This is a genomic window from Weissella viridescens, from assembly GCF_001437355.1.
GTDB lineage: Bacteria > Bacillota > Bacilli > Lactobacillales > Lactobacillaceae > Weissella > Weissella viridescens.
This window is the reverse complement of the sequence record NZ_JQBM01000004.1, coordinates 35390-56529: the sequence shown is the minus strand read 5'-3', so window position 1 is coordinate 56529 and position 21140 is coordinate 35390. Positions and strand designations below refer to the sequence as shown.

The following is a 21140-nucleotide window of genomic DNA, read 5'->3' as shown; positions in this document are numbered from 1 at the left end:
ATGCTATCAACTTTAGACTTAATTAATCACTACCTAGGCTATTTGAATGTGAATGCTAAATTAAAAGGTCGTATTTATACAGTTCTAGCATTTGTGGGAGATACCTATATTTTGTATCTAGCCTTTTCATACTTCAAAAACCATGCCTACTTACGAAGTGCGTTGCTTGGAGCTGCCTTTATCGGAATTTTGTATTTTGCGATTGTTAATTTTTATTACTATTTCACAAATAAACATATGAAATTCGATGTTTCGCCTTATATTGCAAAAGTGCTAGGCGAGCGTGAAGAAGCAGAAGCTGAGCAGAATATGGCTGAAGCAAATGTGCAGTTTGTCCCATCTAATGGTATCTATAATCAAAAGGATGTTTTACCTGCAACTGTTGAACTAGACAATGAAACGAAGGCAACTTTAAATGAGATGGCACAAGCATTGCAAGCTAATCAGTTAGTGCAGGCGGACTATAAAGGGTTATCCGAGGCACAGCAACAGGCTTTGCTTGAACAAGGACAATCAAAAATCTATGCCAATGGCGATGGAATTCCATTGCCATATTATCGTCTTGAGCAGGAACCAGATGGACTTGCCGTTTACGGTGGTTTGAATGAAATGTCGGCCAAACGTTTAGGTGTCGTGAAGGAAGTTGGTCTCCAGCCGATTGAAGCCGCTCTAGAAAAATATGATTTGTATATTGCGACGGCACTCTTGCAAGGGGGACCAGCGCATGTCAAAGGTCGTTCCGGCTTAACTGAAATTCAAGACCCTTATGATTTAAAGGTCGAGCTAGCTTATAAAAAGAAGTCGTAAATCTGAATTTAATTAAAAAGTGAATTTAAGATGAGAAAATCTGTCGTTAGACAGATTTTTTTGTTTGACAAATTGTAGTATTTGAGATTAAGATGATGATAGTACAACAATATATGCGAGTACGTTTCCCGGTATAATCTGTGTGGTTATATCAGGTTGCTTTGTAATTACTTAGCAAATTTTAAGTTAAGTAAGTTTATTTTTAGGAGGACACCCCGATGTCAATGATCGAGTTTAAGGATGTCGAAAAGTATTATGGAGATTTCCATGCTTTGCACGATATCAATTTAGAAGTTGAAGCCGGTGAAACGGTGGTTTTGCTTGGACCTTCTGGTTCAGGAAAGTCGACATTAATTCGAACTGTAAATGGTTTAGAGTCAATTGAAGGGGGACAATTAATCGTCAATAATCAGGACTTGGCTGACCCAAAGACTGATTTAAACCGTCTTCGTAAAGACGTTGGGATGGTCTTCCAACACTTTAATTTATATGAAAATAAGACAATTCTCGAAAATATTATGCTAGCACCACGTTTAGTCTTGCACCGTGATGAAGACGAAAATAAAAAAATTGCCATGGGCTTGTTGGATCGCGTGGGCCTTGCTGATCAAGCTAATAAATACCCAGCGCAATTGTCAGGTGGACAACAACAACGAATTGCGATTGCACGTTCACTTGCCATGAAGCCTAAGGCGCTTTTGTTTGATGAACCAACATCTGCACTTGACCCTGAAATGGTTAATGGTGTTTTGAAGATTATGCGTGAAATTGCGCAAGATTCATCTATGACCATGTTGGTTGTGACACACGAAATGGGATTTGCAAAGCAAGTGGCGGACCGTGTTATTTTCATGGCCGATGGAAAGATTCTTGAAGATTCACCAACTGCTGAATTCTTTGAAAATCCTAAGGAACCACGGGCTCGTCATTTCCTATCACAAATTGTGCATTAAGGAGGAGCGACCATGCAGATTAAGAAAGTAGCCGGCCTTACGTTAGGTTTCTTGGCAGCTGGTCTGTTTGTGAGTGGGGTTGCAACAAGCCCTGTACAAGCGGAGACGGCAGCGAAGAACCAAACGTATGACCGAATTAAAAAAACACATACCATGAATTGGGGTGTTAAGGGTGATACTAAGTTAATGGGATTGACTAATATCCGAACTGGAAAATTAGAAGGTTTCGATATTGATATGGCAAAAGCGATTACGAAGCGCATTGATCCGAAAGCTAAACCTGAATTAACGCAAATCACTTCTGGAACACGTGTCCCAATGCTTTTGAATGGTAACATTGACGCGATTATCGCGACAATGACGATTACACCTGAACGTAAAAAGGTTGTTGATTTTTCAGAACCATACTTCAATGCGGGTCAAGCTTTGATGGTAATGAAGAAGAGTGATGTGAAATCAATCAAAGATTTGAATCATAAGGGCGCCCGCATATTGGGTGTCCAAGGGTCTAATTCAATTGAAAATGTGAAAAAGTTCGCTCCCAAGGCCAAGGTCGTGGCATTGCCTGATTACGCAACGGCATTAACTGCGCTTGAATCAGGCCAGGGGGACGCCCTAACAACAGATAACAGTATTCTCTATGGAATGGCTGTTGATAATCATAATGTCAAAGTCGTTGGTGGTAACTTTACGACTGAACCTTATGGTGTTGCTGTAGATAAGGCTGATCCAAAATTGACCAAAGCAATTAATAAGGCGATTGACGAGATGAAGGCGGATGGTTCATATGATAAGTTGGCCAAGAAATGGTTTAACGATGTTCCAGGTATGAACTGGAAGGAGGTCACTGAGTAATGTGGACACTATTTACAAGTCACGCCAGTGAGTTCTTTACTGGTTTTGGTTGGACGATTTTATCAAGTGTCATTGCTTTAATCGGATCAACTATTTTAGGTTTAGGGTTTGCCCTTTTGCAAATTGTACCGAACCGCTTTGCTAATATTGTAGGTAAAATTTATATTGAAGTCGTCCGTAATATTCCACTGTTGGTTATCACAATGTTCTTTTACGTTGTTGTGGCGAAAGTGTTGAACTTAAACGGCTTTGTTTCTGGAACGATTGGATTGACTTTGTATACGTCAGCCTTTATTGCCGAAACGATTCGTGCTGGAATTAACTCAGTTGATTCTGGGCAATATGAAGGCGCGCGTTCGAATGGATTAAGTTGGTGGCAAGCAATGCGTTATGTGGTGCTGCCACAAGCAATTCGTTTGGTGATTCCACCGTTGGGAAACCAGTTTGTGAATTTGATTAAGAATTCATCGGTATTGGCTTTCGTAGCGGGGTTGGATTTGATGTATCAAGCCAATATGATTTCGCAACTAACGTTTGATACATTTGGACCATATATTATCGTTGCTATTTTCTATCTCATTCTAACGTTGCCTTTGAGCTATTACATGCGTTATCTTGAGAATAAAACAGACCGTTAGGAGGAGAAGATAAATGCAAGACTTTTTACAAGCATACTCATGGATTAATATGCGTTTCCTTCTAACTGGATTGTGGGTAACGATTGAAGTTTCAGTAATCTCAATTATTTTTAGTTTCATTATTGGATCAATTCTGGGCGTGATTCGCTATATGAAGGTGAAATATCTTTCAGCAATCGTGGGATTTATCATTGATATGATTCGTAATTTGCCACTCTTGTTGATTATTTTCTTCACGTACTTTGCGTTACCACGAATTGGTGTTCACTTTAATGTGACGGTTTCGACAATTGTTGCGATGACGATTTTCGAATCGGCAATGTTGGCTGAAATTGTGCGTTCTGGTATTAAGGCTGTTCCAAAGGGGCAACTTGAAGGGGCACTCTCAAACGGGTTGAACTTTTACCAGGCTCTGTGGCATATTCTCTTACCACAAGCGTATAAGAAAATGATTCCACCAATCGTGTCACAATTTGTTTCGTTGATTAAAGATACGTCATTGGCAACAATTATTATGTTGCCAGAAGTGACTTTCCGAGCACAAACAATCTATGCCCAAAAGCCAATGGAAATTATTCCGATGTTCTTGATGTTGGCAATTCTGTACTTTATCTTGAACTTTACGATTTCCCAAATTGGTAGTTATATCGATCGTCGAATGGTTTCATAATATAAAGACACAAAAAAAGCTGATCTGTTTATTAACAGATCAGCTTTTTTTGCGTACTTTATTCGAAATAAACACAGACCGTTTCAGGACCGTAGAATGTATCGTCCAAAAGTGTCAGCGTACCATCGTCTTCACTAATTTCAAACAATGAGAGGTTGTCTGAGAATTGGTGACCAACGACAAGGAATTGACCAGAAGGATCAATATTGAAGTCACGTGGGAAATGCCCTTCTGTGTGAATACGTTGAATTAATTCAAGCTTACGACCATCTTCAGTCACCTTGAAGACTGCGATTGAATCGTGTCCACGATTTGAAACATAAAGTGTGTTGGTTTTTTCATTGAAACGAATAGCGGCAGCACTATTGAATTCATGCCAATCATCTGGCTTAGTGTAATACTTATCGACGAAGACCAAATCACCAGTATCCTTATATTCAAGGACTGAAACACTACAGTCAAGTTCTCCGACTAGGTAAACATATTTACCATTTGGATTGAAGACAACGTGACGAGGGCCTGTCCCAGGTTGGGCTTTATAAATTGAACGAGTTGAGAGTAAACCATTTGGTTCAACATCATAAATATAGACTTGGTCAGTTCCTAAATCACAAACGATTAACCGACCATCTGGTGTCAAGTTCGTATAGTGGATATGTGGTGCGTCTTGGTTAGGGTGTGGCCCAGTCTTGTCATGGTGGTAGAATGACGTTGCAGGTCCGACCCCTTTATCCTCGAGTACAGTATAGGTATTTAACTCACCCTTATGGTAGTTAGCACCGTAAATGAGTTGGCGATCTTCATCGAACCCAACATAACAAACAGGTGCGCCTGTCTCAAGGACCTTGTTGATAAGCTTGTACTTACCATCACCATCGGGACGGTAGGCAGCAATACCACCCATGCGTTCTTGATCATAAACGGCATAAATAATACCATCTTTTGATTCAGCCACATAAGTTGGATTGCTTTCTTTAGCGAGAAGTGTGAGGTTTTGCAGTTTTTTTGCTTCAGTATCAAGCTCAACGCGGTAGATACCTTCGCTATCTTTCTTTGTATAAGTTCCAAGTAGGAATGGTTCAATCATGATTTTCACCTCCGTGTAAAATAAAAGAGCAAAGCCAAAACCATTTAATAATGGCAGGGCTTTGCTCACGTCATACCAATATTAAATTTAATATTAATATTGAAAATGTCCTATATCAAATTACTTGTTCTTGAAGAAGCTTTGTGCGGGGAACTTTGGTAGCAATTTTGTCCAAACAGCAATCAAAGAACCTGAACCAAAGGCAGCCACAATCGTACCTAAACCAACGTGGTGCATACCAGCAAGTACAAAGGCTAGCACAACGAAAGTAATATCTTGCCAACTACGGATGATATTGTATTCACCGTGTAGTTGCTTTGTTAAAATTGGTGCGATTGAGTCGTATGGGGCAGCTCCCATGTCTCCTGACATGTAGATAGCAGCTCCAAGCGTAAAGAATACGATTCCAATAACTAGAATCAATAACTTTCCCCAAAAGCCAACTGAACCAAGGTTGTATTGTTGCAAAAAGTCTGAGATATATTGAATGAACACACCAACAAGGGTCATGTTCATAATTGTTCCCCAACCAATGCTTGTTTTGTCATTAAGGAAGACATAAACAAAAAGTACCAAGTTCATGCACAATTGCGTTACACCAAGTGTAAGGTGTAAGCGATCAGCCAAACTCATGTTGAAGGCAGTAAATGGGTCAACCCCAAGACCACCAACACTAAGTAGTGACGCACCAACTCCGATAATTAAGAGTCCCATTAAAATATAACCAAACTGAAAAACCTTTTTCATAAATACCTCCTCCATATTAGTAATCATTATAAAACAAAGCTGGGGGACACGCAATGAATCAAATTCAAATACCTGGCTAAAGTATGTAGGGGACATACAATAGTAGATAAATTCATCTTTTATTAACAAGTGACACAGAAAGCATTAAGTGAGCATGTTTTGAAATTAGAATGAGAGATTCTAAAAATCAAAACGTGATTGTAAAGCGACTAAAGTAAAGTTAAATGAGATTTTTTTCCATTGACAACCCCGAATGTTAACGGTATATTTGACGAATAGCGAAAAGTACTCTCATAAAGATATGGTTGGGGGAAGGATTATGAAAAAAGGTATTAAAAAGCCGCTAGTCGTTGCGGCTGGTTTTGTCTTAGCAGGGACGGTGCTGTCACAAACGACAGTAAGTGCTGATAAGTACAAAACAATTAATTGGACGGAGATGGCACCATTAAGTACGATGGACCCCTCAAAAGTAACAGCAGCAATTGACTTTGATGGATTGACTGCAACAAATGATGGTCTCTTTCGAGCAGATAAAAATGATGATCCACAGCCAGCTTTGGCGGAATCATACACAAAGAGCGCGGATGGCCTACATTATACATTCAAGCTTCGCCACAATCTAAAGTGGTCGAACGGTGACCCGTTGACTGCTAAGGATTTTGTTTATGGTTGGCAACGTACCAATGATCCAAAGACAGGATCACAGTACGCCTACTTGTACTCAGGAATCAAGAATGCTGATGCCATTCAAGCAGGTAAAGAAAAGGATCTTTCTAAACTAGGGGTTAAGGCCGTTGACGATAACACCTTGCAGGTTGATTTGGAACGTCCTTTGCCACAATTGGTAGGAATGTTACCAATGGCACCTTTCTTCCCACAGAATGAAGCCTTTGTTAAGAAGACTGGTAATAATTATGGGACGCAATCAAAGTACTTACTTTCATCTGGACCATATGTTCAAAAGGATTGGAACGGCTCTAACGATGTCGTAACTTATGAAAAAAATCCTAAGTATTATGACAAAGATGCTGTGAAAACAAAGAAATTAGTGATTAAGACGATTGCTGATCAAAATACTGGATATAATTTATATAAGTCTAATACCATTGATTTCACCACCTTGTCACCACAACAAGTAACAGCCTCTCGACACAATAAGGCATACACAACAATCCCTTCAGCAACAACTGCCTACTTGCAGTTAAATGAAAAGACTGTTCCTGAATTTAAAAATACAAATATTCGTCGAGCAATTTCTTACGGAATTGACCGTGATGTCCTAACGGATAAGGTACTAACGGGTAGTGCGACACCAGCCACAACTTTTTCTGCAACAAAGTTGGTTAAAGACCCAAATAACGGCGAAGACTTCTCGAAGTCAGTTACGCTTAAGGATGCTGTAAGCTATGACCTACCTAAGGCACAAAAGTTGTTCGATGAAGGCTTGAAAGAGACTGGTAAGAAATCGTTGACGGTTCAGTTGTTGGTAGATGATAGTGATGCTGCAAAGCGGACGTCACAATACTTACAAGATCAGTTGCAACATATTAAAGGACTGAAAGTAACGATTAAAACGGTACCAGCAAAGCAACGTATTCAACTTTCTGGTGAAAAGCAATTCCAAGCAGTTATTTCACTTTGGGGTGCTGATTACCCTGATCCTTCAACCTTCTCAGATTTGTATAAAGCAGGAGCCTCATTTAATGAAGGTTCATGGAACAACAAGGAATATACAGATTTGATTGATAAGGCGAATGGACCTGATGTGAATAACCCTAAGGCGCGTTTTAATGATTATAAGCAAGCCGAACATATTATGAGTAAGGAAATGGGAGTTGTCCCACTTTACTATCGTTCACAGGCTGCGTTTGTTCGTCCAAGTGTAAAGGGGATGGTAACACATCCATCTGGAGCACCATATGATTTCAAGTGGGCTTATAAGGAATAGTATATTGTTTCATCAATCAAGTACTTTGGTTGCTGATTAATTAGGATAGAAAGGTTTGTCAGATATGTCGGGAATGGTTAAATATGTTTTAAAGCGACTAGGCATTATCTTGTTAACGTTGATCATTATTATTTCAATAACGTTCTTCTTAATGAAATTAATGCCTGGGTCACCATTGGCAAACGCTGAGCGTTTGTCAGATACGCAACGTCAGGTAATTGAAGCGCAATATGGACTGGATAAGCCTTTAATTGTGCAGTACTGGAATTACTTAGTGAATGCGCTCCAATTTAACTTTGGAAATTCATTCCAATTCCAAAATCAACCAGTGTCAACGCTAATTGCCCAACGTATCGGGCCTTCAGCACAATTGGGGATTCAAGCCCTAGTGTTTGGAATTGTAGCCGGAATTGGACTTGGAGCAGCTGCAGCTGTGCATCGTAATACTAAGACAGATACATTTTTATCAATTTTAGCTGTGTTAGGTGTTTCAATTCCATCATTCGTCTTCGCCGCTCTTTTGCAATACTACGTCGGTTTGAAGTTAAACTGGTTGCCAATTGCGGGCTGGGAAGGGTTTAAATTTACAATCCTACCAACGATTGCCTTAGGGATGCAGCCAATGGCCACAGCCGCCCGCTTCATTCGAACTGAAATGGTTGATGTTATGGGATCGGATTATATTGAATTAGCCCGTGCCAAGGGACTTTCAAGTAATGATATTGTGTGGCGTCACACGTTGCGTAACTCATTGATTCCTTTGGTTACATTGATTGGGCCAATGGCCGTCAACTTGATGACTGGATCAGTTGTTATTGAAAAGATTTTCGCCATTCCTGGAATTGGGGGACAATTCGTCTCATCAATTTTGACGAATGACTACCCATTAATTATGGGAACTACCATTGTTTACTCAATGATGTTGATGGTAGTGCTATTGATTACTGATATTTTGTATGGATTGATTGATCCACGAATTCGTTTAGCAAATTAGGGAGGAACGAAAAATGGCTGAATTAAATCAAGTGTCAGCAGCTGATTTCGAGTTGCTGCCTAATGACCGTAAACGTAATGATGAAACAATTGAAAAGCCATCATTGAGCTTTGCCCAGGATGCATGGCGTCGTTTGAAAAAGAATAAGGGAGCATTTGTGTCATTATGGATTATCATTGCGATTTTCCTAGGAGCTTTCCTTTCTGTACCGTATGCCAATACAACGACGACATCTAAGCAAAATGTGATGCAACAAAACTTGCCACCACGTATTCCAGGTAATATTCCTGGTTTCCGTGGAGAACAAAAAATTGATGGTGAAAAGTTTAATGCGTACGAACGCGCCAATGTGAAGAAGGGTGAAACCCATATCTTTGGAACGGATCAATTCGGACGTGATATTTTCAAGCGAGTCCTTTATGGAACACGTATCTCACTAGAAGTTGCCTTGATTGCGGCACTAATTGACTTAGTCTTTGGTGTTTCATATGGTTTGATTTCTGGTTGGAAGGGTGGCCGCGTCGACATGGTGATGCAACGAATTGTTGAAATTGTGTCATCAGTGCCAAATTTGGTTGTCTTTGTTTTGTTGATTTTGATTATGAAGCCGGGGCTATTCTCAATTGCCTTGGGTATTTCATTAACATCATGGACGTCGATGGCCCGACTTGTGCGAGCGGATGTCTTGTCTTTGAAAGAACAAGACTTTATTTCCGCTGCCCGCACATTGGGAACCTCTCCAATTAAAACTGGGCTCCGCCACTTAGTACCTAACGTTTCATCAACCATTATTGTGCAGTTGATGTTCACGATTCCATCGGCAATCTTCTTTGAAGCCTTGCTTTCATTTATTGGAATCGGAATCCCCGTGCCAATGGCGTCACTTGGAACGTTACTGAATGATGGACAAACGGCCTTCCAATTCTATCCATATCAACTAGTATTCCCAGCAATCGTGATGTCAGTTTTGATGATTGCCTTTAACTTGTTGGCGGATGGATTGCGTGATGCCTTTGATCCACGAACACGTGATTAAGGAGTAGAGGGGAAATGACAGAAAACATCCTTGAAGTAAATGATTTAAAAATCAATTTCCACACTGACAACGGAGCCGTGCAAGCGATTCGTGATATCTACTTTAATCTAGAAAAAGGCGAAACATTAGCCTTAGTTGGTGAATCTGGATCCGGAAAGTCAGTGACAACGCGTACCATTATGGGCTTGTTGGCTAAAAATGCGGAAATTGAACGAGGCTCAATTCAATTTAAGGGTAAGGAACTCATTGACTTACCTGAAAATGAATTCCGCTCAATTCGTGGTTCTGAAATTGCGATGATTTTCCAAGATCCAATGACTTCATTAGATCCAACGATGAAAATTGGACAACAAATTGCAGAACCACTGATTAAGCACCAAGGTATGGGTAAAAAAGAAGCTTGGGATAAAGCGCTAGACATGATGAATCTAGTTGGTATTCCAAATGCAAAAGCTCATATTAATGATTACCCACACCAATTTTCAGGTGGAATGCGTCAACGTATCGTCATTGCGATTGCGTTGATTGATAACCCTGAGGTTTTGATTGCTGATGAACCAACCACCGCTTTGGATGTGACGATTCAAGCCCAAATTTTGGACTTGATGAAAAAAATCCAACGTGAGTTAGGGACTTCAATTATCTTTATTACCCATGATTTAGGTGTGGTGGCTGGAATGGCAGACCGTGTGGCAGTTATGTATGCTGGACAAATTGTCGAAGTCGGAACAATTGATGAAATTTATGGTTTCCCACAACATCCATATACATGGGGATTGTTGAACTCAATGCCAACAACACAAACCAACAAGGGAAGCTTGGAAGCTATTCCAGGAACACCGCCTGATTTGTTGAACCCACCAGTTGGGGATGCTTTTGCACCACGTAATAAGTATGCCTTGGCAATTGACGAAAAAAAGCAACCACCTTATTTCCAATTGTCACCAACCCATTTTGCAGCGACATGGTTATTGGATGAACATGCACCTGAAGTTGTACCACCTTTGACAGTGCAACAACGTTGGGCCAAGTACAAGCAAGCTCATCCTGAAGCGGATAAAAAACAGGCTAAGCCAGTAGATGCATCCGCAATTTTGTCTAGATAGGAGTTTGATGATGGTAGAAGATCGTAAGAAACTGGTTGAAATTAAGAACCTAGACATTACCTTTAACAAGGGACGTAAAAACCAAACTTTAGCGGTTCAAAATGCCTCATTTGACATTTATGAAGGTGAAACTTTTGGTTTAGTTGGTGAGTCTGGTTCTGGAAAAACCACCATTGGACGTACAATCATGAAGTTGAATGCGCCAACTGCTGGTGAGGTTCGCTATGATGGTACCGATGTGACCAAGATTAAAAAGAAGGCTGATTTAAAACAGTTCCACCAAGAAGTTCAAATGATTTTCCAAGACCCACAAGCATCATTAGATATGCGAATGAAGGTCAAGGATATTATTGCTGAAGGACTTGATGCGAATGGTCTCGTTAGCAGCGCTGATGAACGAACAAAAGTTGTTGATGACATGCTAGAAACGGTTGGGCTTAAGAAAGAACATGCTAATCGTTATCCCCATGAATTCTCGGGTGGACAACGTCAGCGTATCGGAATTGCCCGTGCTTTGGCGATGTCACCACGCTTCATTGTTGCTGACGAACCGATTTCAGCGCTGGACGTTTCAATTCAAGCGCAAGTCGTTAACCTATTGCAAAAATTGCAAAAGGAACGCAATTTGACGTATCTTTTCATTGCGCACGACCTTTCAATGGTTAAGTATATTTCTGACCGTATTGGTGTGCTGCACTGGGGTAAGATGGTTGAAATCGGACCAGCTGATGAAGTGTATGATCATCCTTTGCACGATTACACGCGTTCATTGTTGAGTTCAATTCCTGAGCCTGATCCAGAGGTAGAGCTTAATCGTAAACCAATTGTTTATGACCCAACTCGTGAAATGGACGGACAAGATCGAACAATGATTGAAATCGCCCCAGAACATTATGTTTGGGCAACACAAGATGAGATTCCAATGTATCAAGAGCGTGCTCGTGAATTTGGACTCATTTAAAACCTTAAAAAAGACAGAAATTTATTTCTGTCTTTTTTATATGGCAACGTTGGTGGAGTGTGATGTTTTAAAGTAATTCATGGTATAATGGAAGACAATACAAAAAAAGAGTAGGAGAATTATTTCGTGAAACAATGGCAAAACAAAATTAAAATTCCACGGTTATTTCAGAATCGTTCGATTGGTTGGATTGTCATTCTTGTCTCGCTGATTGCGCTCTTGGGTCTAATTCTAGCTTTCAATGTCAATTGGTTGATTGGTGTTGTTTGGTTAATTTTGGTCTTAATTGCTTTAACGATTATTTTCCGAACATTGCGTGACATCAGTGATGATACCGCACAATATTTGACAAATTTGTCATACCGCATTAAGCGTAGTGGTGAAGAATCGGCTCTCCAGATGCCAGTTGGGTTGCTCCTTTACAATGAGACGCATACCGTAAATTGGGTTAACCCTTATTTGCAAGATTTATTGGGTTCAGAGATTATTATCGGAAGCCAATTATCAGATCTTTCTGAAGCACTTGAAAATATTGTTGAACAAGCATCTCAAGCGGATTCCGAAAATCATACTGATGAAGATGACCAAGCTGATAGTCCAAAACGGACGCGGTTAGAATGGTTGGGTCGGATATTTGAAGTTTCGGTGCAAACTGACATTCAAGTCATCTATTTTTATGATGTCACTGAGAATGCGACTATCAAGCAAACCTATGAAGACCATCGGTTATTTATTGGGTTAGTATCAGTGGATAATTATGATGAAATTACTGAAAGTATGAGTGATGCAAATGCCTCAGCTTTACGTACCTTCTTAACGCGTTCATTAACGAATTGGATGGATGCGCATGAAGTTTATACGCGCCGCATTGCTGTGGACCGATTTATGTTAATTGGTTACGATGCTGGCTTAGAGCAGGCTGAGGCTGATCGCTTTAGTATTTTAGATGATGTCCGCGAGGCAACGTCAGCACAAAATATGCCGTTGACGTTAAGTATTGGAATTGCGTACCATGAGGCTTCGATTAATCGTTTGGCTGAAAATGCACAATCTAACCTTGATTTAGCGTTAGGTCGAGGTGGTGATCAAGTTGTGGTTCGTGCCGAAGATGGCGAAGCACGCTTCTATGGCGGAAATACAAATCCGATGGTGAAGCGAACACGAGTCCGAGCACGTGTTATTTCACAAGCTCTAAGTGATTTGATTATGCAAGCGGATCAAGTCTTTATCATGGGACATGCTAATCCAGACATGGATTCATTTGGGGCAGCTTTAGGGGTGCGTCGAATTGCACAAATGCATGACAAACCATCTTGGGTCGTCTATGATCGTAGTCAAACGGCGCATTCAGATATCGAACGCTTGTTGGCAGATTTAGCTGAAGAGCCACGTAACGAAAATGCGCTGATTGAACCAAGCGATGTCTTGAATCAGGCGACTGAACATAGCTTGTTAATTATGGTGGACCACTCAAAGCCATCTATCACGGAATCGCGTGATGTCTATGACCGTTTGAGTGATCATGTTGTTATTATTGACCATCATCGTCGTGGTGAGGAGTTCCCAGCAGAACCACAATTGGTTTATGTCGAGTCTTACGCCTCATCAAGTTCTGAACTGGTTTCAGAACTCTTTGAATACCAGCCCAACAAACAAGGCCGAGGGTTAACCCGTGTGGAAGCCTCAGCCATGTTGGCAGGAATTCAAATTGATACTAAGTCATTTACCTTACGTACAGGGACACGTACATTTGATGCCGCGAGCTATTTGCGCTCAGTTGGTGCCGATGGGACCTTGATTCAAGACTTTATGAAAGAATCAGTTGATTCATATCGTGATCGTTCACGTTTGATTGAACAAGTCCAAGTGTATGATGATGTCGCGGTCGTCGTGGCAGATGACAATATTCAATACGATTCTGTCGTTGCTGCGCAAGCAGCGGATAGTTTGTTACAATTAATTGGCGTTAAACGTTCGTTTGTCATTACCCAACGTGATGATGAAACAATTGCTATTTCAGCCCGTTCCGATGGAACGGAAAATGTCCAGATTGTGATGGAACAATTGGGTGGTGGTGGCCATCTAAGTAATGCGGCAACGCAGTTACATGATACAACCACCCAAGACGCTGCGGAAATGCTCAAACAGACGTTGACCGAATTAGCTGAAAATGAAGAATAAAAAGGAGATAAACTCATGAAAGTAATCTTTTTAGAAGACGTTAAAGGTCGTGGTAAGAAGGGTGACATTAAAGATGTCCCTGATGGATACGCTAATAACTTCTTAATCAAGAATAAGAAAGCTGAACCAGCAACTAAGAAGAATGTGTCAGTTAACAATGCCAAGAAAAAGGCTGAAGAACGTGATGCTGCTGAAGAAAAAGCAGCTGCAGAAGCGTTGAAGGCAAAGCTTGAAGCTGATGATTCTGTCGTCGAAGTGAAAGCTAAGGCGGGAAGCGACGGACGTTTGTTCGGCGCAGTTTCATCTAAGCAAGTTGTTGAAGCAGCAGACAAGCAACTGGGGATTAAACTTGATAAGCACAAGATGGATATGAAAGAACCAATCCGTGCACTTGGCTTTTCAAATATCAAAATCAAATTACACAAGCAAGTTGAAGCAACTGTGCGTGTACACGTGGTTGAACAATAAAGTGTTTTTATAAAAGCAACGTTAGTGATAACGTTGCTTTTTATTTTGTATGAATCTGTTAAAATAATGAAGACAAAACAAATTATAGATGAGGTGGGCACATGCCAGAAAATAATCAAAATGTTGCTTTAAGTGCACCACAAGATATTAAAGCGGAACAAGCGGTATTGGGGTCAATTTTACTTTCAACCGATCCGACTGACTTGTTAGCGCAAGTCTCTTCAATTTTAACGCCAGGTGATTTCTTTAGAACCGCACATCAGTTGATTTTCCAAGCGATGTTAAGCTTGGATAATGAACAACGCGCGATTGACGTATTGACGATTACGGACGAACTTGAGAAAGAAAATCAAGTTGAAAACGTCGGAGGCATGGCGTATCTAACTGAATTAGCGGCTAGTGTCCCAGTGGCGGGAAATGCGATGTACTACGCACGCATTGTTAAAGATAAGTCATTACGTCGTGAATTGATTGATACGCTGCAAGAGGGAACGCAAGGGTCATATACCGGTGCTGAAAATGTTGAAGAATTGGTTGCTGATGTTAGCGCCAAGTTGGATACGATTAATGCCGGTGAAAAAACGACCGACTTTAAAGATATCGCTGAGGTGGTTAATCGTTCATTCGAACAAATTGAGGCCAATTCAGGCACTGATGATCAAGTGACCGGTTTAGCTACGGGATATCCAGCGCTTGATAATTTAACGACCGGCTTTCATGGCGGTGAAATGATTATCGTGGCAGCGCGGCCGGCCGTTGGTAAAACTGCTTTTGTTTTGAACATCGCGCAACGCGTGGCTGTGGCTGACCCTAGTTTGCCAGTTGTTATTTTTTCTTTGGAAATGCCGGACACGGCTTTGGTTAATCGAATGTTAGCTGCTGAAGGAAACATTAATTCACAACACATGCGGACCGGAACATTGGATCCAGAGGAATGGAATAGTTTAGCCGTAGCAATGGGATCATTATCAAAGACGAAAATCTTTATTGATGATACGCCAGGGATTAAGGTAAATGAAATTCGGTCAAAGCTCCGTCGTTTGCAAAAGAAGGAAGGGCAAATTGGCCTTGTGATTATCGATTACCTACAACTAATTGAAGGCAGTGGTTCGGAAGGTCGTCAGCAAGAAGTGTCAGCTATTTCGCGTTCGATTAAGAAAATGGCGATGGAGCTAGATACGCCAGTTATTGCGCTGTCGCAGTTGTCACGTAGTGTGGAACAGCGTCAAGATAAGCGGCCAATGCTATCGGATATTCGTGAATCTGGATCAATCGAGCAGGACGCGGACATCGTTGCCTTTTTGTATCGTGATGATTATTATCGCGACAATGAAGATGACGATAGTCCACAAGATCCACGTGAAGAAGAGGAACAAGACGTGGGTGAAATTGAAGTCATTATTGAAAAGAACCGTTCTGGAGCTCGAGGAACGGCGCATCTATTATTTGTGAAATCATATAATAAGTTCTCAAATATTGAGTATCGTGATGATGGAAATGGCTTTGGATAAATAGATGAATCAGTCAATCATCCGGTTGGCTGATTCTTTCGTTGTAAGGGGGAAAGATATGCAACAAAAAACGGGGATGACGCTCAAGTGGTTACTGCTTGCGTCATTAATTAATAATTTCGCATTTGGGTTTATTTGGCCAGTCACCACAGTGTATTTAAATGGGCCATTGCACCAGTCCTTAGTGGTGGTTGGTTGGGTGATGCTGCTGGTTGCATCTGGTCAAGCGTTTGGCTCAATTATCAGTGGACGTCTATTTGACCGTTTCGCGCCATATAAGCTGATTCTAATAGGCACTTTAGGGATGATATGTATTCAATTTCTACTGGTTTTCTTCCATGGTTGGCCATTTTATGCGGTGAATTTAATTGTTGCAGCATTACTAAATGGGTGGATAATGGCCGTTATCAACGCTTACGGCACGTTGGTTAAAAATCACGACGGTCGGTTCGTTTTTAATATGTTGTACTTTACGAATAATTTTGGTATGGTTTTTGCAACAGCCTTATTGGGTCTTATTTATCCTTTCGGCATCGTCTGGCTCTTTATTCTATCGTTAGGTTTGTATTTTGTCCTATTAGGAATTGTCCGGCATGCCTTTAAAATTGACATTACGGTGGATGATGCACATCAGCAAAGCGCTATGCCAAAGTTACCACGCTGGAATTTAAAATTGGTCTATGGCGTCATTATTGGCTTGATTGTACTTTGGATTGCGTATGCGCAATGGCAAGGGAATCTCTCCGTATACATGACAACTGATTTGCATTTACCACTTTGGCAGTATTCATTGCTGTGGACGATTAATGGACTTTTGATTGCGATTATTCAGGTTGGATTAAATGCTTTCCATTTGGTAACAAGCCCTAAAGCGATGTGGATTCAAATTTTCGGGGGCATTTTCATGTTCGGCTTAGCCTTTTTGATTTTGCCGTTCGCCCATGACTTTACTGGATTTGCGATTGCGATGGTGATTACAACTTTTGGTGAGGTAACGGCCTTCCCAATGATCCCGGCATTAGTAAACGAGCTGACGCCAGCAGCATTAAAGGGACGCTATCAAGGTCTAGTGGCTGCGGCACCATCGGTAGGCCGTGCAATTGGACCGTTAGTCGGGGGATTGGTCATTGAGCGTGATGGCTATTCGGCCTTGTTTAATGGTGGTGCCTTATTAGTCTTTATCACTTTTGCGGTATTAGCGCTTTTGATGTTGAAAGGCTATCGACATACACAACAATTTACTGAAGGAGATTAGCAGTGATGCAGATGCACCATTTAAAATTTAGAGTTGGCTTAAGAACCGTTAAAACCGGTATTTCAGTAATGGTCTTAGTTATTATTTTTTTGGTGTTACACCGTGGTAATCCGATGATTGCATGTTTATCGGCGGTTTTTTCACTCCGGAATGACTTTGAGACGACGATTCAATTTGGTGAGTCGCGAGTATTGGCGAATGCCATTGGTGGAACGTTTGCCATGATTTACTCATTGGCGTTAATGCAATTTCACCATGCCGATTGGGTACAAGTGATTATTTTGCCACTCTTAATGATGATGGTCATCGTGGTGAATGATGGTATTAATAATAATCGCGGTATCATTGGCGCCTCAGCTGCCTTTTTGATGATTAGTTTTACAATTCCGAGTGATGGAGATTACTGGTACGCCATTGCCCGTGTCATCGATACGTTTATTGGAACAGCGGTTGCTATTATTATGAATATTGGCGTGCATCCAATCAAATTTGATGAACCACTAAAAAAAGATGTCCAACAACTTCATGAACATATCATTGAAGAAGTTGAACACAAATCACACTATTAATATGACGCAATCCTTTCGTTGAAGGATTGCGTTTTTAGTTTGATTCTAAAAAGGCTGTCACGAAGATAGAAATATGTTAGATTAGGGGCATTAAGAGAATTAAACAATGAAAGCAGGTACATGAATATGCGAGCGATTCAAATTCAAGCTGCTGGTGCAAAACCAACGGTGACAGAAATACCAGCACCAACTGAAGTTGCTGCTGATCAAGTACGGGTACACGTAGCAGCTTCTGCTTTATCTAATTTAGCAAAGCGCGTTGCAATGGGTGCCCATTATTCAGCTGATGATGTTTATCCTAAAACCGTTGGTCTCGATGGTGTGGGAACCTTGGATGATGGGACATATGTCTATTTTGACCATCCACTAGGTGGGGCCTTAGCCGAAGAAGTGATTGTGCCCATTGCGCATGTGATGGAAATTCCGGCTAGCTTAGATCCGGTTAATGCTGCTGCGTTACCCAACCCAGGGATGAGTTCATACGCCGCGCTAACGTACCGGGCACAACTACAAGCGGGCGAAACGGTGTTAATTAATGGTGCAACCGGTGTGGCTGGTCAATTAGCAGTTAAGATGGCTTATGCACTTGGCGCCAAGAAAGTCATAGCAACGGGGCGTCGTGCTGAGGCATTAAATGCAACTGGTGCAGATATCACAATTGCGTCGAATCAATTAGATTTAACAGATGCAGATAGTCGGGCGGCCTACGGCGCTAGTTTGGCCACGGTTGCTGGTGAAGTTGATGTCGTCTTAGACTATCTCTATGGGCCAAGTGCTGAGGTGCTACTCACAGCATTAGCGCAAACAACCGCAGGAAGTCATCCGGTACGGTATGTTGAAGTGGGGGCTATGGCCGGGGCAACGCTGAATTTACCAGCAAGCTTATTACGATCTTCAAAGTTGAGTATCATGGGTTCAGGTTTGCAAGCAGTTGATACGGTTGATTTGCAGACAGCCGTGGAGCAAACCTATCAGTTAGCGGGTCGGTATGGTTGGCAGGTGCCAACACAAGCTTTTGAACTTAGTGACATTGCAACGGCGTGGACGGCTCCGAATAATCCACGTGCGGTGATTACGTTTTGTTTATTCAGAATCAACCGATTCTTCTAGTTGTGAAGTTGCTTGGTGGCCTTTAAACCATGATTTGAAGCAGTAGCCACGATAAAAGGCTTCCATGGAAATGATTTGTGCGGCAGAACAACCAATCAAAGTCAATTGTAACCATAATTTGCCAACGGTAAAGAATGGGATTGCCATAAAACCAGCTGACATGGCGTAAATTGCGATACGTTGCTTTTGGCTGAGTTTACGTTGGTAGACGCCTTCTTCAACATAACGTTGGTAGTATTTATTGCGAATCAACCAAGCGTGTAAACGCGGAGATGAACGCGCCCAACAAAACGCAGCGAAGAAGTAGAAACCGGTAGTGGGTAATCCGGGGATCCAGATAGCAACCGTTCCGATTGAAAATAGGATTAGCCCGAGAAGAATGTATAAATAGCGCATGTGAAAGTGTCCTCTGTGAAATTTACTTTGTGAAATTTACTTTGTTATATTTGCTGGCATCATTATAACAAGAATTTACGGTAACGCCTATGGAATCCCCTATTTTGTTTTAGATTTGTTATAATGTTCATAATAGAAAAACAGAGAGGGGGGCAACGGTGATGGAAATTTTGGAACGTGCATACGCCAAACTCAATCTCAGCTTGGATACCCCTTATCTTCACCAAGATGGGCAACAAGAATGGGATATGTTTATGGTCCCAATTGATTTGGCAGACTCGGTAACTATTCGGACCACTGATGAGCATCAGGCAATTCATGTCGATTCAACAAGTGGTGTTTTACCCTTGAATGAGAAAAATTTAGCCTATCAAGCAGCCAACCTCATGCGGCAGCGAGCTAATCGCCAAGATGGGGTGGATATTTATATCGATAAAAAGATTCCTGTAGCGGCTGGTTTAGGGGGGGGTTCTGCTGATGCAGCAGCAGTGATTCGTGGTTTAAATCGGATATGGCATTTAGAACTTTCTGAAACCGAATTAGCCCGAATTGGGTTACAAATTGATGCGGATGTACCGTTTTGTGTGTATAGTCGTCCAGCCCGAGTGACAGGGCGAGGTGAAATCGTCACGCCCATCCAAACTAAGTTGCCACCATTGTGGCTGGTGGTTTCAAAACCGGCCATCAGTGTTTCCACACCCAAAATCTTAAGGCAAATTGACTATGATAAACTAGAACATGGAGATATGCCTGCGCTGATGGATGCCCTCGAACAGGGTGACTTGGCTGAAGTTTGTATCCAGATGTTTAATGTGTTAGAACCGGTCACGGCTGGTCGGTATCCTGAAATCATTAAATTGCGTGAAAAAATGCAAAAGTTCGGGGCAGATGCCGTTCAAATGTCTGGTTCTGGACCAACCGTTTTTGCTCTATCCAATAAGGAATCGCGAGCAAAACGCATTTATAATGCCGTGCGTGGGTTTGTGCAAGAAACATATATTGTTCATATTATTCAGTAGAAAAAAGGAGATTTATGATGATTAAAACAGGGATTAAGAATGACGCGCTAATGGATGCGTTGCATGCCATGCGTGACGACCAAAACGAAACAACGGAAAATAATTATACGCAAGCACTTTTGCAAGCGCAATTATTGGCACCAGTTGGTTTTACGCAAGCACCAATTGAACAAGCAGATGGCTCAGTTGTTTTGCCAGAAGGTTCAGAAGTCCGTTTTGTTACATTTGCGGATGAAAATGAGAATATGATTTTCCCAGTATTTTCAGATGATGCACAAGCTGATATGGGTGATTGGGATGTTGAAGATACCGTATACCCATACCCAATGACTATCGAACAATACTTGCCAATGGTCTTTGACGAAGAAGTGCCAAACATGGGCGGATTGGTTTTGAACCCATTTTCAGAAGATGGTATGCCAATTACAATGGATAATTTGGCTTTCTTGGCAAGCGTTTTGGAAGCCGTGCATGGTGATGGCGAAGTTCAAGTCAGTGCGGCCGATGATATTGTGCCCGGTCCGCTAAAGTATGACTTGGTGGCATTAGCTGATGACCATAGTGATCTCATTAAGCACCTATACTTGCTACGTTTAACGCAAGGTGAAGAAGGTAGCTACTTAGTTGTGATTGATGGCCCTGATCGTGAAGCTGCTTTGGCTTTGGGTTCAGATTTTGAAAAAGTCTTCAATGTTAATGCTGGGGATGAAGGTTCAGAATTTAACTTAATTATGAGTGATGATTTTGGCGCAGATCTTTCAGAATTCACACCAATTTACGATAGCGAAATTTAAAGCTAAGCCACTCTAGTGATAGAGTGGTTTTTTAA

Annotated in this window: 21 protein-coding genes; 18 read left to right on the top strand and 3 right to left on the bottom strand. The window is 41.4% G+C overall.

Annotation, left to right across the window (positions count from 1 at the left end):
- The 5 genes from IV50_RS06290 to IV50_RS06270 all read left to right on the top strand — a co-directional run bounded on the left by IV50_RS06290 (position 1) and on the right by IV50_RS06270 (position 3923).
- Positions 1–807 (top strand): DUF6681 family protein, encoded by an 807-nt coding sequence (locus IV50_RS06290; protein WP_057746713.1) that lies wholly within the window; start codon positions 1–3, stop codon positions 805–807.
- A gap of 218 nt (positions 808–1025) precedes the next feature.
- A complete protein-coding gene (locus tag IV50_RS06285) occupies positions 1026–1760 on the top strand; it encodes an amino acid ABC transporter ATP-binding protein (RefSeq protein WP_057746710.1) in 735 nt (244 codons plus the stop codon).
- Positions 1761–1772: 12 nt separating this feature from the next.
- A complete protein-coding gene (locus IV50_RS06280) occupies positions 1773–2615 on the top strand; it encodes a transporter substrate-binding domain-containing protein (RefSeq protein ID WP_057746707.1) in 843 nt (280 codons plus the stop codon).
- Positions 2615–3253: an amino acid ABC transporter permease gene (locus tag IV50_RS06275; protein WP_057746703.1), complete on the top strand. Its 639-nt coding sequence runs from the start codon at positions 2615–2617 to the stop codon at positions 3251–3253. Before IV50_RS06280 ends, IV50_RS06275 begins: the two co-directional genes overlap by 1 nt.
- A gap of 13 nt (positions 3254–3266) precedes the next feature.
- The gene (locus tag IV50_RS06270) at positions 3267–3923 is read left to right on the top strand and encodes an amino acid ABC transporter permease (RefSeq protein ID WP_057746700.1); all 657 of its coding nucleotides are present in this window, start codon (positions 3267–3269) and stop codon (positions 3921–3923) included.
- Positions 3924–3981: 58 nt separating this feature from the next.
- On the opposite strand, the gene IV50_RS06265 is transcribed toward IV50_RS06270, so the two are convergent.
- The gene (locus tag IV50_RS06265; RefSeq protein ID WP_057746697.1) at positions 3982–5010 is read right to left on the bottom strand and encodes a lactonase family protein; all 1029 of its coding nucleotides are present in this window, start codon (positions 5008–5010) and stop codon (positions 3982–3984) included.
- Between the two features lie 120 nt (positions 5011–5130).
- Positions 5131–5757: a YczE/YyaS/YitT family protein gene (locus IV50_RS06260; protein WP_057746694.1), complete on the bottom strand. Its 627-nt coding sequence runs from the start codon at positions 5755–5757 to the stop codon at positions 5131–5133.
- Positions 5758–6076: 319 nt separating this feature from the next.
- Here IV50_RS06260 and IV50_RS06255 point away from each other — a divergent pair, with 319 nt between their 5' ends.
- The 11 genes from IV50_RS06255 (at position 6077) to IV50_RS06205 (ending at position 18896) form a co-directional block, all read left to right on the top strand.
- Complete coding sequence (locus IV50_RS06255) at positions 6077–7705, top strand: peptide ABC transporter substrate-binding protein (protein ID WP_057746692.1); 1629 nt, start codon at positions 6077–6079, stop codon at positions 7703–7705.
- A gap of 73 nt (positions 7706–7778) precedes the next feature.
- A complete protein-coding gene (locus IV50_RS06250; protein WP_057746913.1) occupies positions 7779–8699 on the top strand; it encodes an ABC transporter permease in 921 nt (306 codons plus the stop codon).
- A 13-nt stretch (positions 8700–8712) separates the two neighbouring features.
- Complete coding sequence (locus IV50_RS06245) at positions 8713–9735, top strand: ABC transporter permease (protein ID WP_057746689.1); 1023 nt, start codon at positions 8713–8715, stop codon at positions 9733–9735.
- Positions 9736–9749: 14 nt separating this feature from the next.
- Entirely contained in the window at positions 9750–10841 is a 1092-nt protein-coding gene (locus IV50_RS06240) for an ABC transporter ATP-binding protein (protein ID WP_057746686.1), read from the top strand.
- 10 nt (positions 10842–10851) lie between these two features.
- Complete coding sequence (locus tag IV50_RS06235) at positions 10852–11802, top strand: ABC transporter ATP-binding protein (RefSeq protein WP_057746683.1); 951 nt, start codon at positions 10852–10854, stop codon at positions 11800–11802.
- Between the two features lie 126 nt (positions 11803–11928).
- On the top strand, positions 11929–13983 hold the full coding sequence (locus tag IV50_RS06230) for a DHH family phosphoesterase (protein WP_057746680.1): 2055 nt from the start codon (positions 11929–11931) through the stop codon (positions 13981–13983).
- Between the two features lie 15 nt (positions 13984–13998).
- Positions 13999–14451: a 50S ribosomal protein L9 gene (rplI, locus tag IV50_RS06225; protein WP_057746676.1), complete on the top strand. Its 453-nt coding sequence runs from the start codon at positions 13999–14001 to the stop codon at positions 14449–14451.
- Between the two features lie 101 nt (positions 14452–14552).
- Positions 14553–15962, top strand: a complete 1410-nt coding sequence (gene dnaB / locus IV50_RS06220; RefSeq protein ID WP_057746673.1) for a replicative DNA helicase — start codon at positions 14553–14555, stop codon at positions 15960–15962.
- A gap of 58 nt (positions 15963–16020) precedes the next feature.
- Positions 16021–17217: an MDR family MFS transporter gene (locus IV50_RS06215; RefSeq protein ID WP_057746669.1), complete on the top strand. Its 1197-nt coding sequence runs from the start codon at positions 16021–16023 to the stop codon at positions 17215–17217.
- A gap of 5 nt (positions 17218–17222) precedes the next feature.
- On the top strand, positions 17223–17786 hold the full coding sequence (locus IV50_RS06210; RefSeq protein WP_233119701.1) for an FUSC family protein: 564 nt from the start codon (positions 17223–17225) through the stop codon (positions 17784–17786).
- Between the two features lie 126 nt (positions 17787–17912).
- Entirely contained in the window at positions 17913–18896 is a 984-nt protein-coding gene (locus tag IV50_RS06205; RefSeq protein ID WP_057746667.1) for a quinone oxidoreductase family protein, read from the top strand.
- On the opposite strand, the gene IV50_RS06200 is transcribed toward IV50_RS06205, so the two are convergent.
- The gene (locus IV50_RS06200) at positions 18870–19292 is read right to left on the bottom strand and encodes a YbaN family protein (RefSeq protein WP_057746663.1); all 423 of its coding nucleotides are present in this window, start codon (positions 19290–19292) and stop codon (positions 18870–18872) included. The genes IV50_RS06205 and IV50_RS06200 overlap by 27 nt on opposite strands.
- A 161-nt stretch (positions 19293–19453) precedes the next feature.
- Here IV50_RS06200 and ispE point away from each other — a divergent pair, with 161 nt between their 5' ends.
- Together ispE and IV50_RS06190 are read left to right on the top strand one after the other, a co-directional pair.
- Positions 19454–20311 (top strand): 4-(cytidine 5'-diphospho)-2-C-methyl-D-erythritol kinase, encoded by an 858-nt coding sequence (ispE, locus tag IV50_RS06195; protein WP_057746660.1) that lies wholly within the window; start codon positions 19454–19456, stop codon positions 20309–20311.
- 17 nt (positions 20312–20328) lie between these two features.
- Positions 20329–21105: an SseB family protein gene (locus tag IV50_RS06190; RefSeq protein ID WP_057746657.1), complete on the top strand. Its 777-nt coding sequence runs from the start codon at positions 20329–20331 to the stop codon at positions 21103–21105.
- Positions 21106–21140 lie beyond the last annotated feature (35 nt).

Coding starts and splice junctions, on each gene's coding strand:
- IV50_RS06270 (WP_057746700.1), top strand. CDS start 3,267: ATGCAAGACTTTTTACAAGCATACTCATGGATTAATATGCGTTTCCTT.
- IV50_RS06260 (WP_057746694.1), bottom strand. CDS start 5,757: ATGAAAAAGGTTTTTCAGTTTGGTTATATTTTAATGGGACTCTTAATT.
- IV50_RS06275 (WP_057746703.1), top strand. CDS start 2,615: ATGTGGACACTATTTACAAGTCACGCCAGTGAGTTCTTTACTGGTTTT.
- IV50_RS06280 (WP_057746707.1), top strand. CDS start 1,773: ATGCAGATTAAGAAAGTAGCCGGCCTTACGTTAGGTTTCTTGGCAGCT.
- rplI (WP_057746676.1), top strand. CDS start 13,999: ATGAAAGTAATCTTTTTAGAAGACGTTAAAGGTCGTGGTAAGAAGGGT.
- IV50_RS06210 (WP_233119701.1), top strand. CDS start 17,223: ATGCAGATGCACCATTTAAAATTTAGAGTTGGCTTAAGAACCGTTAAA.
- IV50_RS06290 (WP_057746713.1), top strand. CDS start 1: ATGCTATCAACTTTAGACTTAATTAATCACTACCTAGGCTATTTGAAT.
- IV50_RS06205 (WP_057746667.1), top strand. CDS start 17,913: ATGCGAGCGATTCAAATTCAAGCTGCTGGTGCAAAACCAACGGTGACA.
- IV50_RS06240 (WP_057746686.1), top strand. CDS start 9,750: ATGACAGAAAACATCCTTGAAGTAAATGATTTAAAAATCAATTTCCAC.
- IV50_RS06255 (WP_057746692.1), top strand. CDS start 6,077: ATGAAAAAAGGTATTAAAAAGCCGCTAGTCGTTGCGGCTGGTTTTGTC.
- IV50_RS06245 (WP_057746689.1), top strand. CDS start 8,713: ATGGCTGAATTAAATCAAGTGTCAGCAGCTGATTTCGAGTTGCTGCCT.
- IV50_RS06200 (WP_057746663.1), bottom strand. CDS start 19,292: ATGCGCTATTTATACATTCTTCTCGGGCTAATCCTATTTTCAATCGGA.
- IV50_RS06215 (WP_057746669.1), top strand. CDS start 16,021: ATGCAACAAAAAACGGGGATGACGCTCAAGTGGTTACTGCTTGCGTCA.
- IV50_RS06190 (WP_057746657.1), top strand. CDS start 20,329: ATGATTAAAACAGGGATTAAGAATGACGCGCTAATGGATGCGTTGCAT.
- ispE (WP_057746660.1), top strand. CDS start 19,454: ATGGAAATTTTGGAACGTGCATACGCCAAACTCAATCTCAGCTTGGAT.
- dnaB (WP_057746673.1), top strand. CDS start 14,553: ATGCCAGAAAATAATCAAAATGTTGCTTTAAGTGCACCACAAGATATT.
- IV50_RS06235 (WP_057746683.1), top strand. CDS start 10,852: ATGGTAGAAGATCGTAAGAAACTGGTTGAAATTAAGAACCTAGACATT.
- IV50_RS06285 (WP_057746710.1), top strand. CDS start 1,026: ATGTCAATGATCGAGTTTAAGGATGTCGAAAAGTATTATGGAGATTTC.
- IV50_RS06250 (WP_057746913.1), top strand. CDS start 7,779: ATGGTTAAATATGTTTTAAAGCGACTAGGCATTATCTTGTTAACGTTG.
- IV50_RS06265 (WP_057746697.1), bottom strand. CDS start 5,010: ATGATTGAACCATTCCTACTTGGAACTTATACAAAGAAAGATAGCGAA.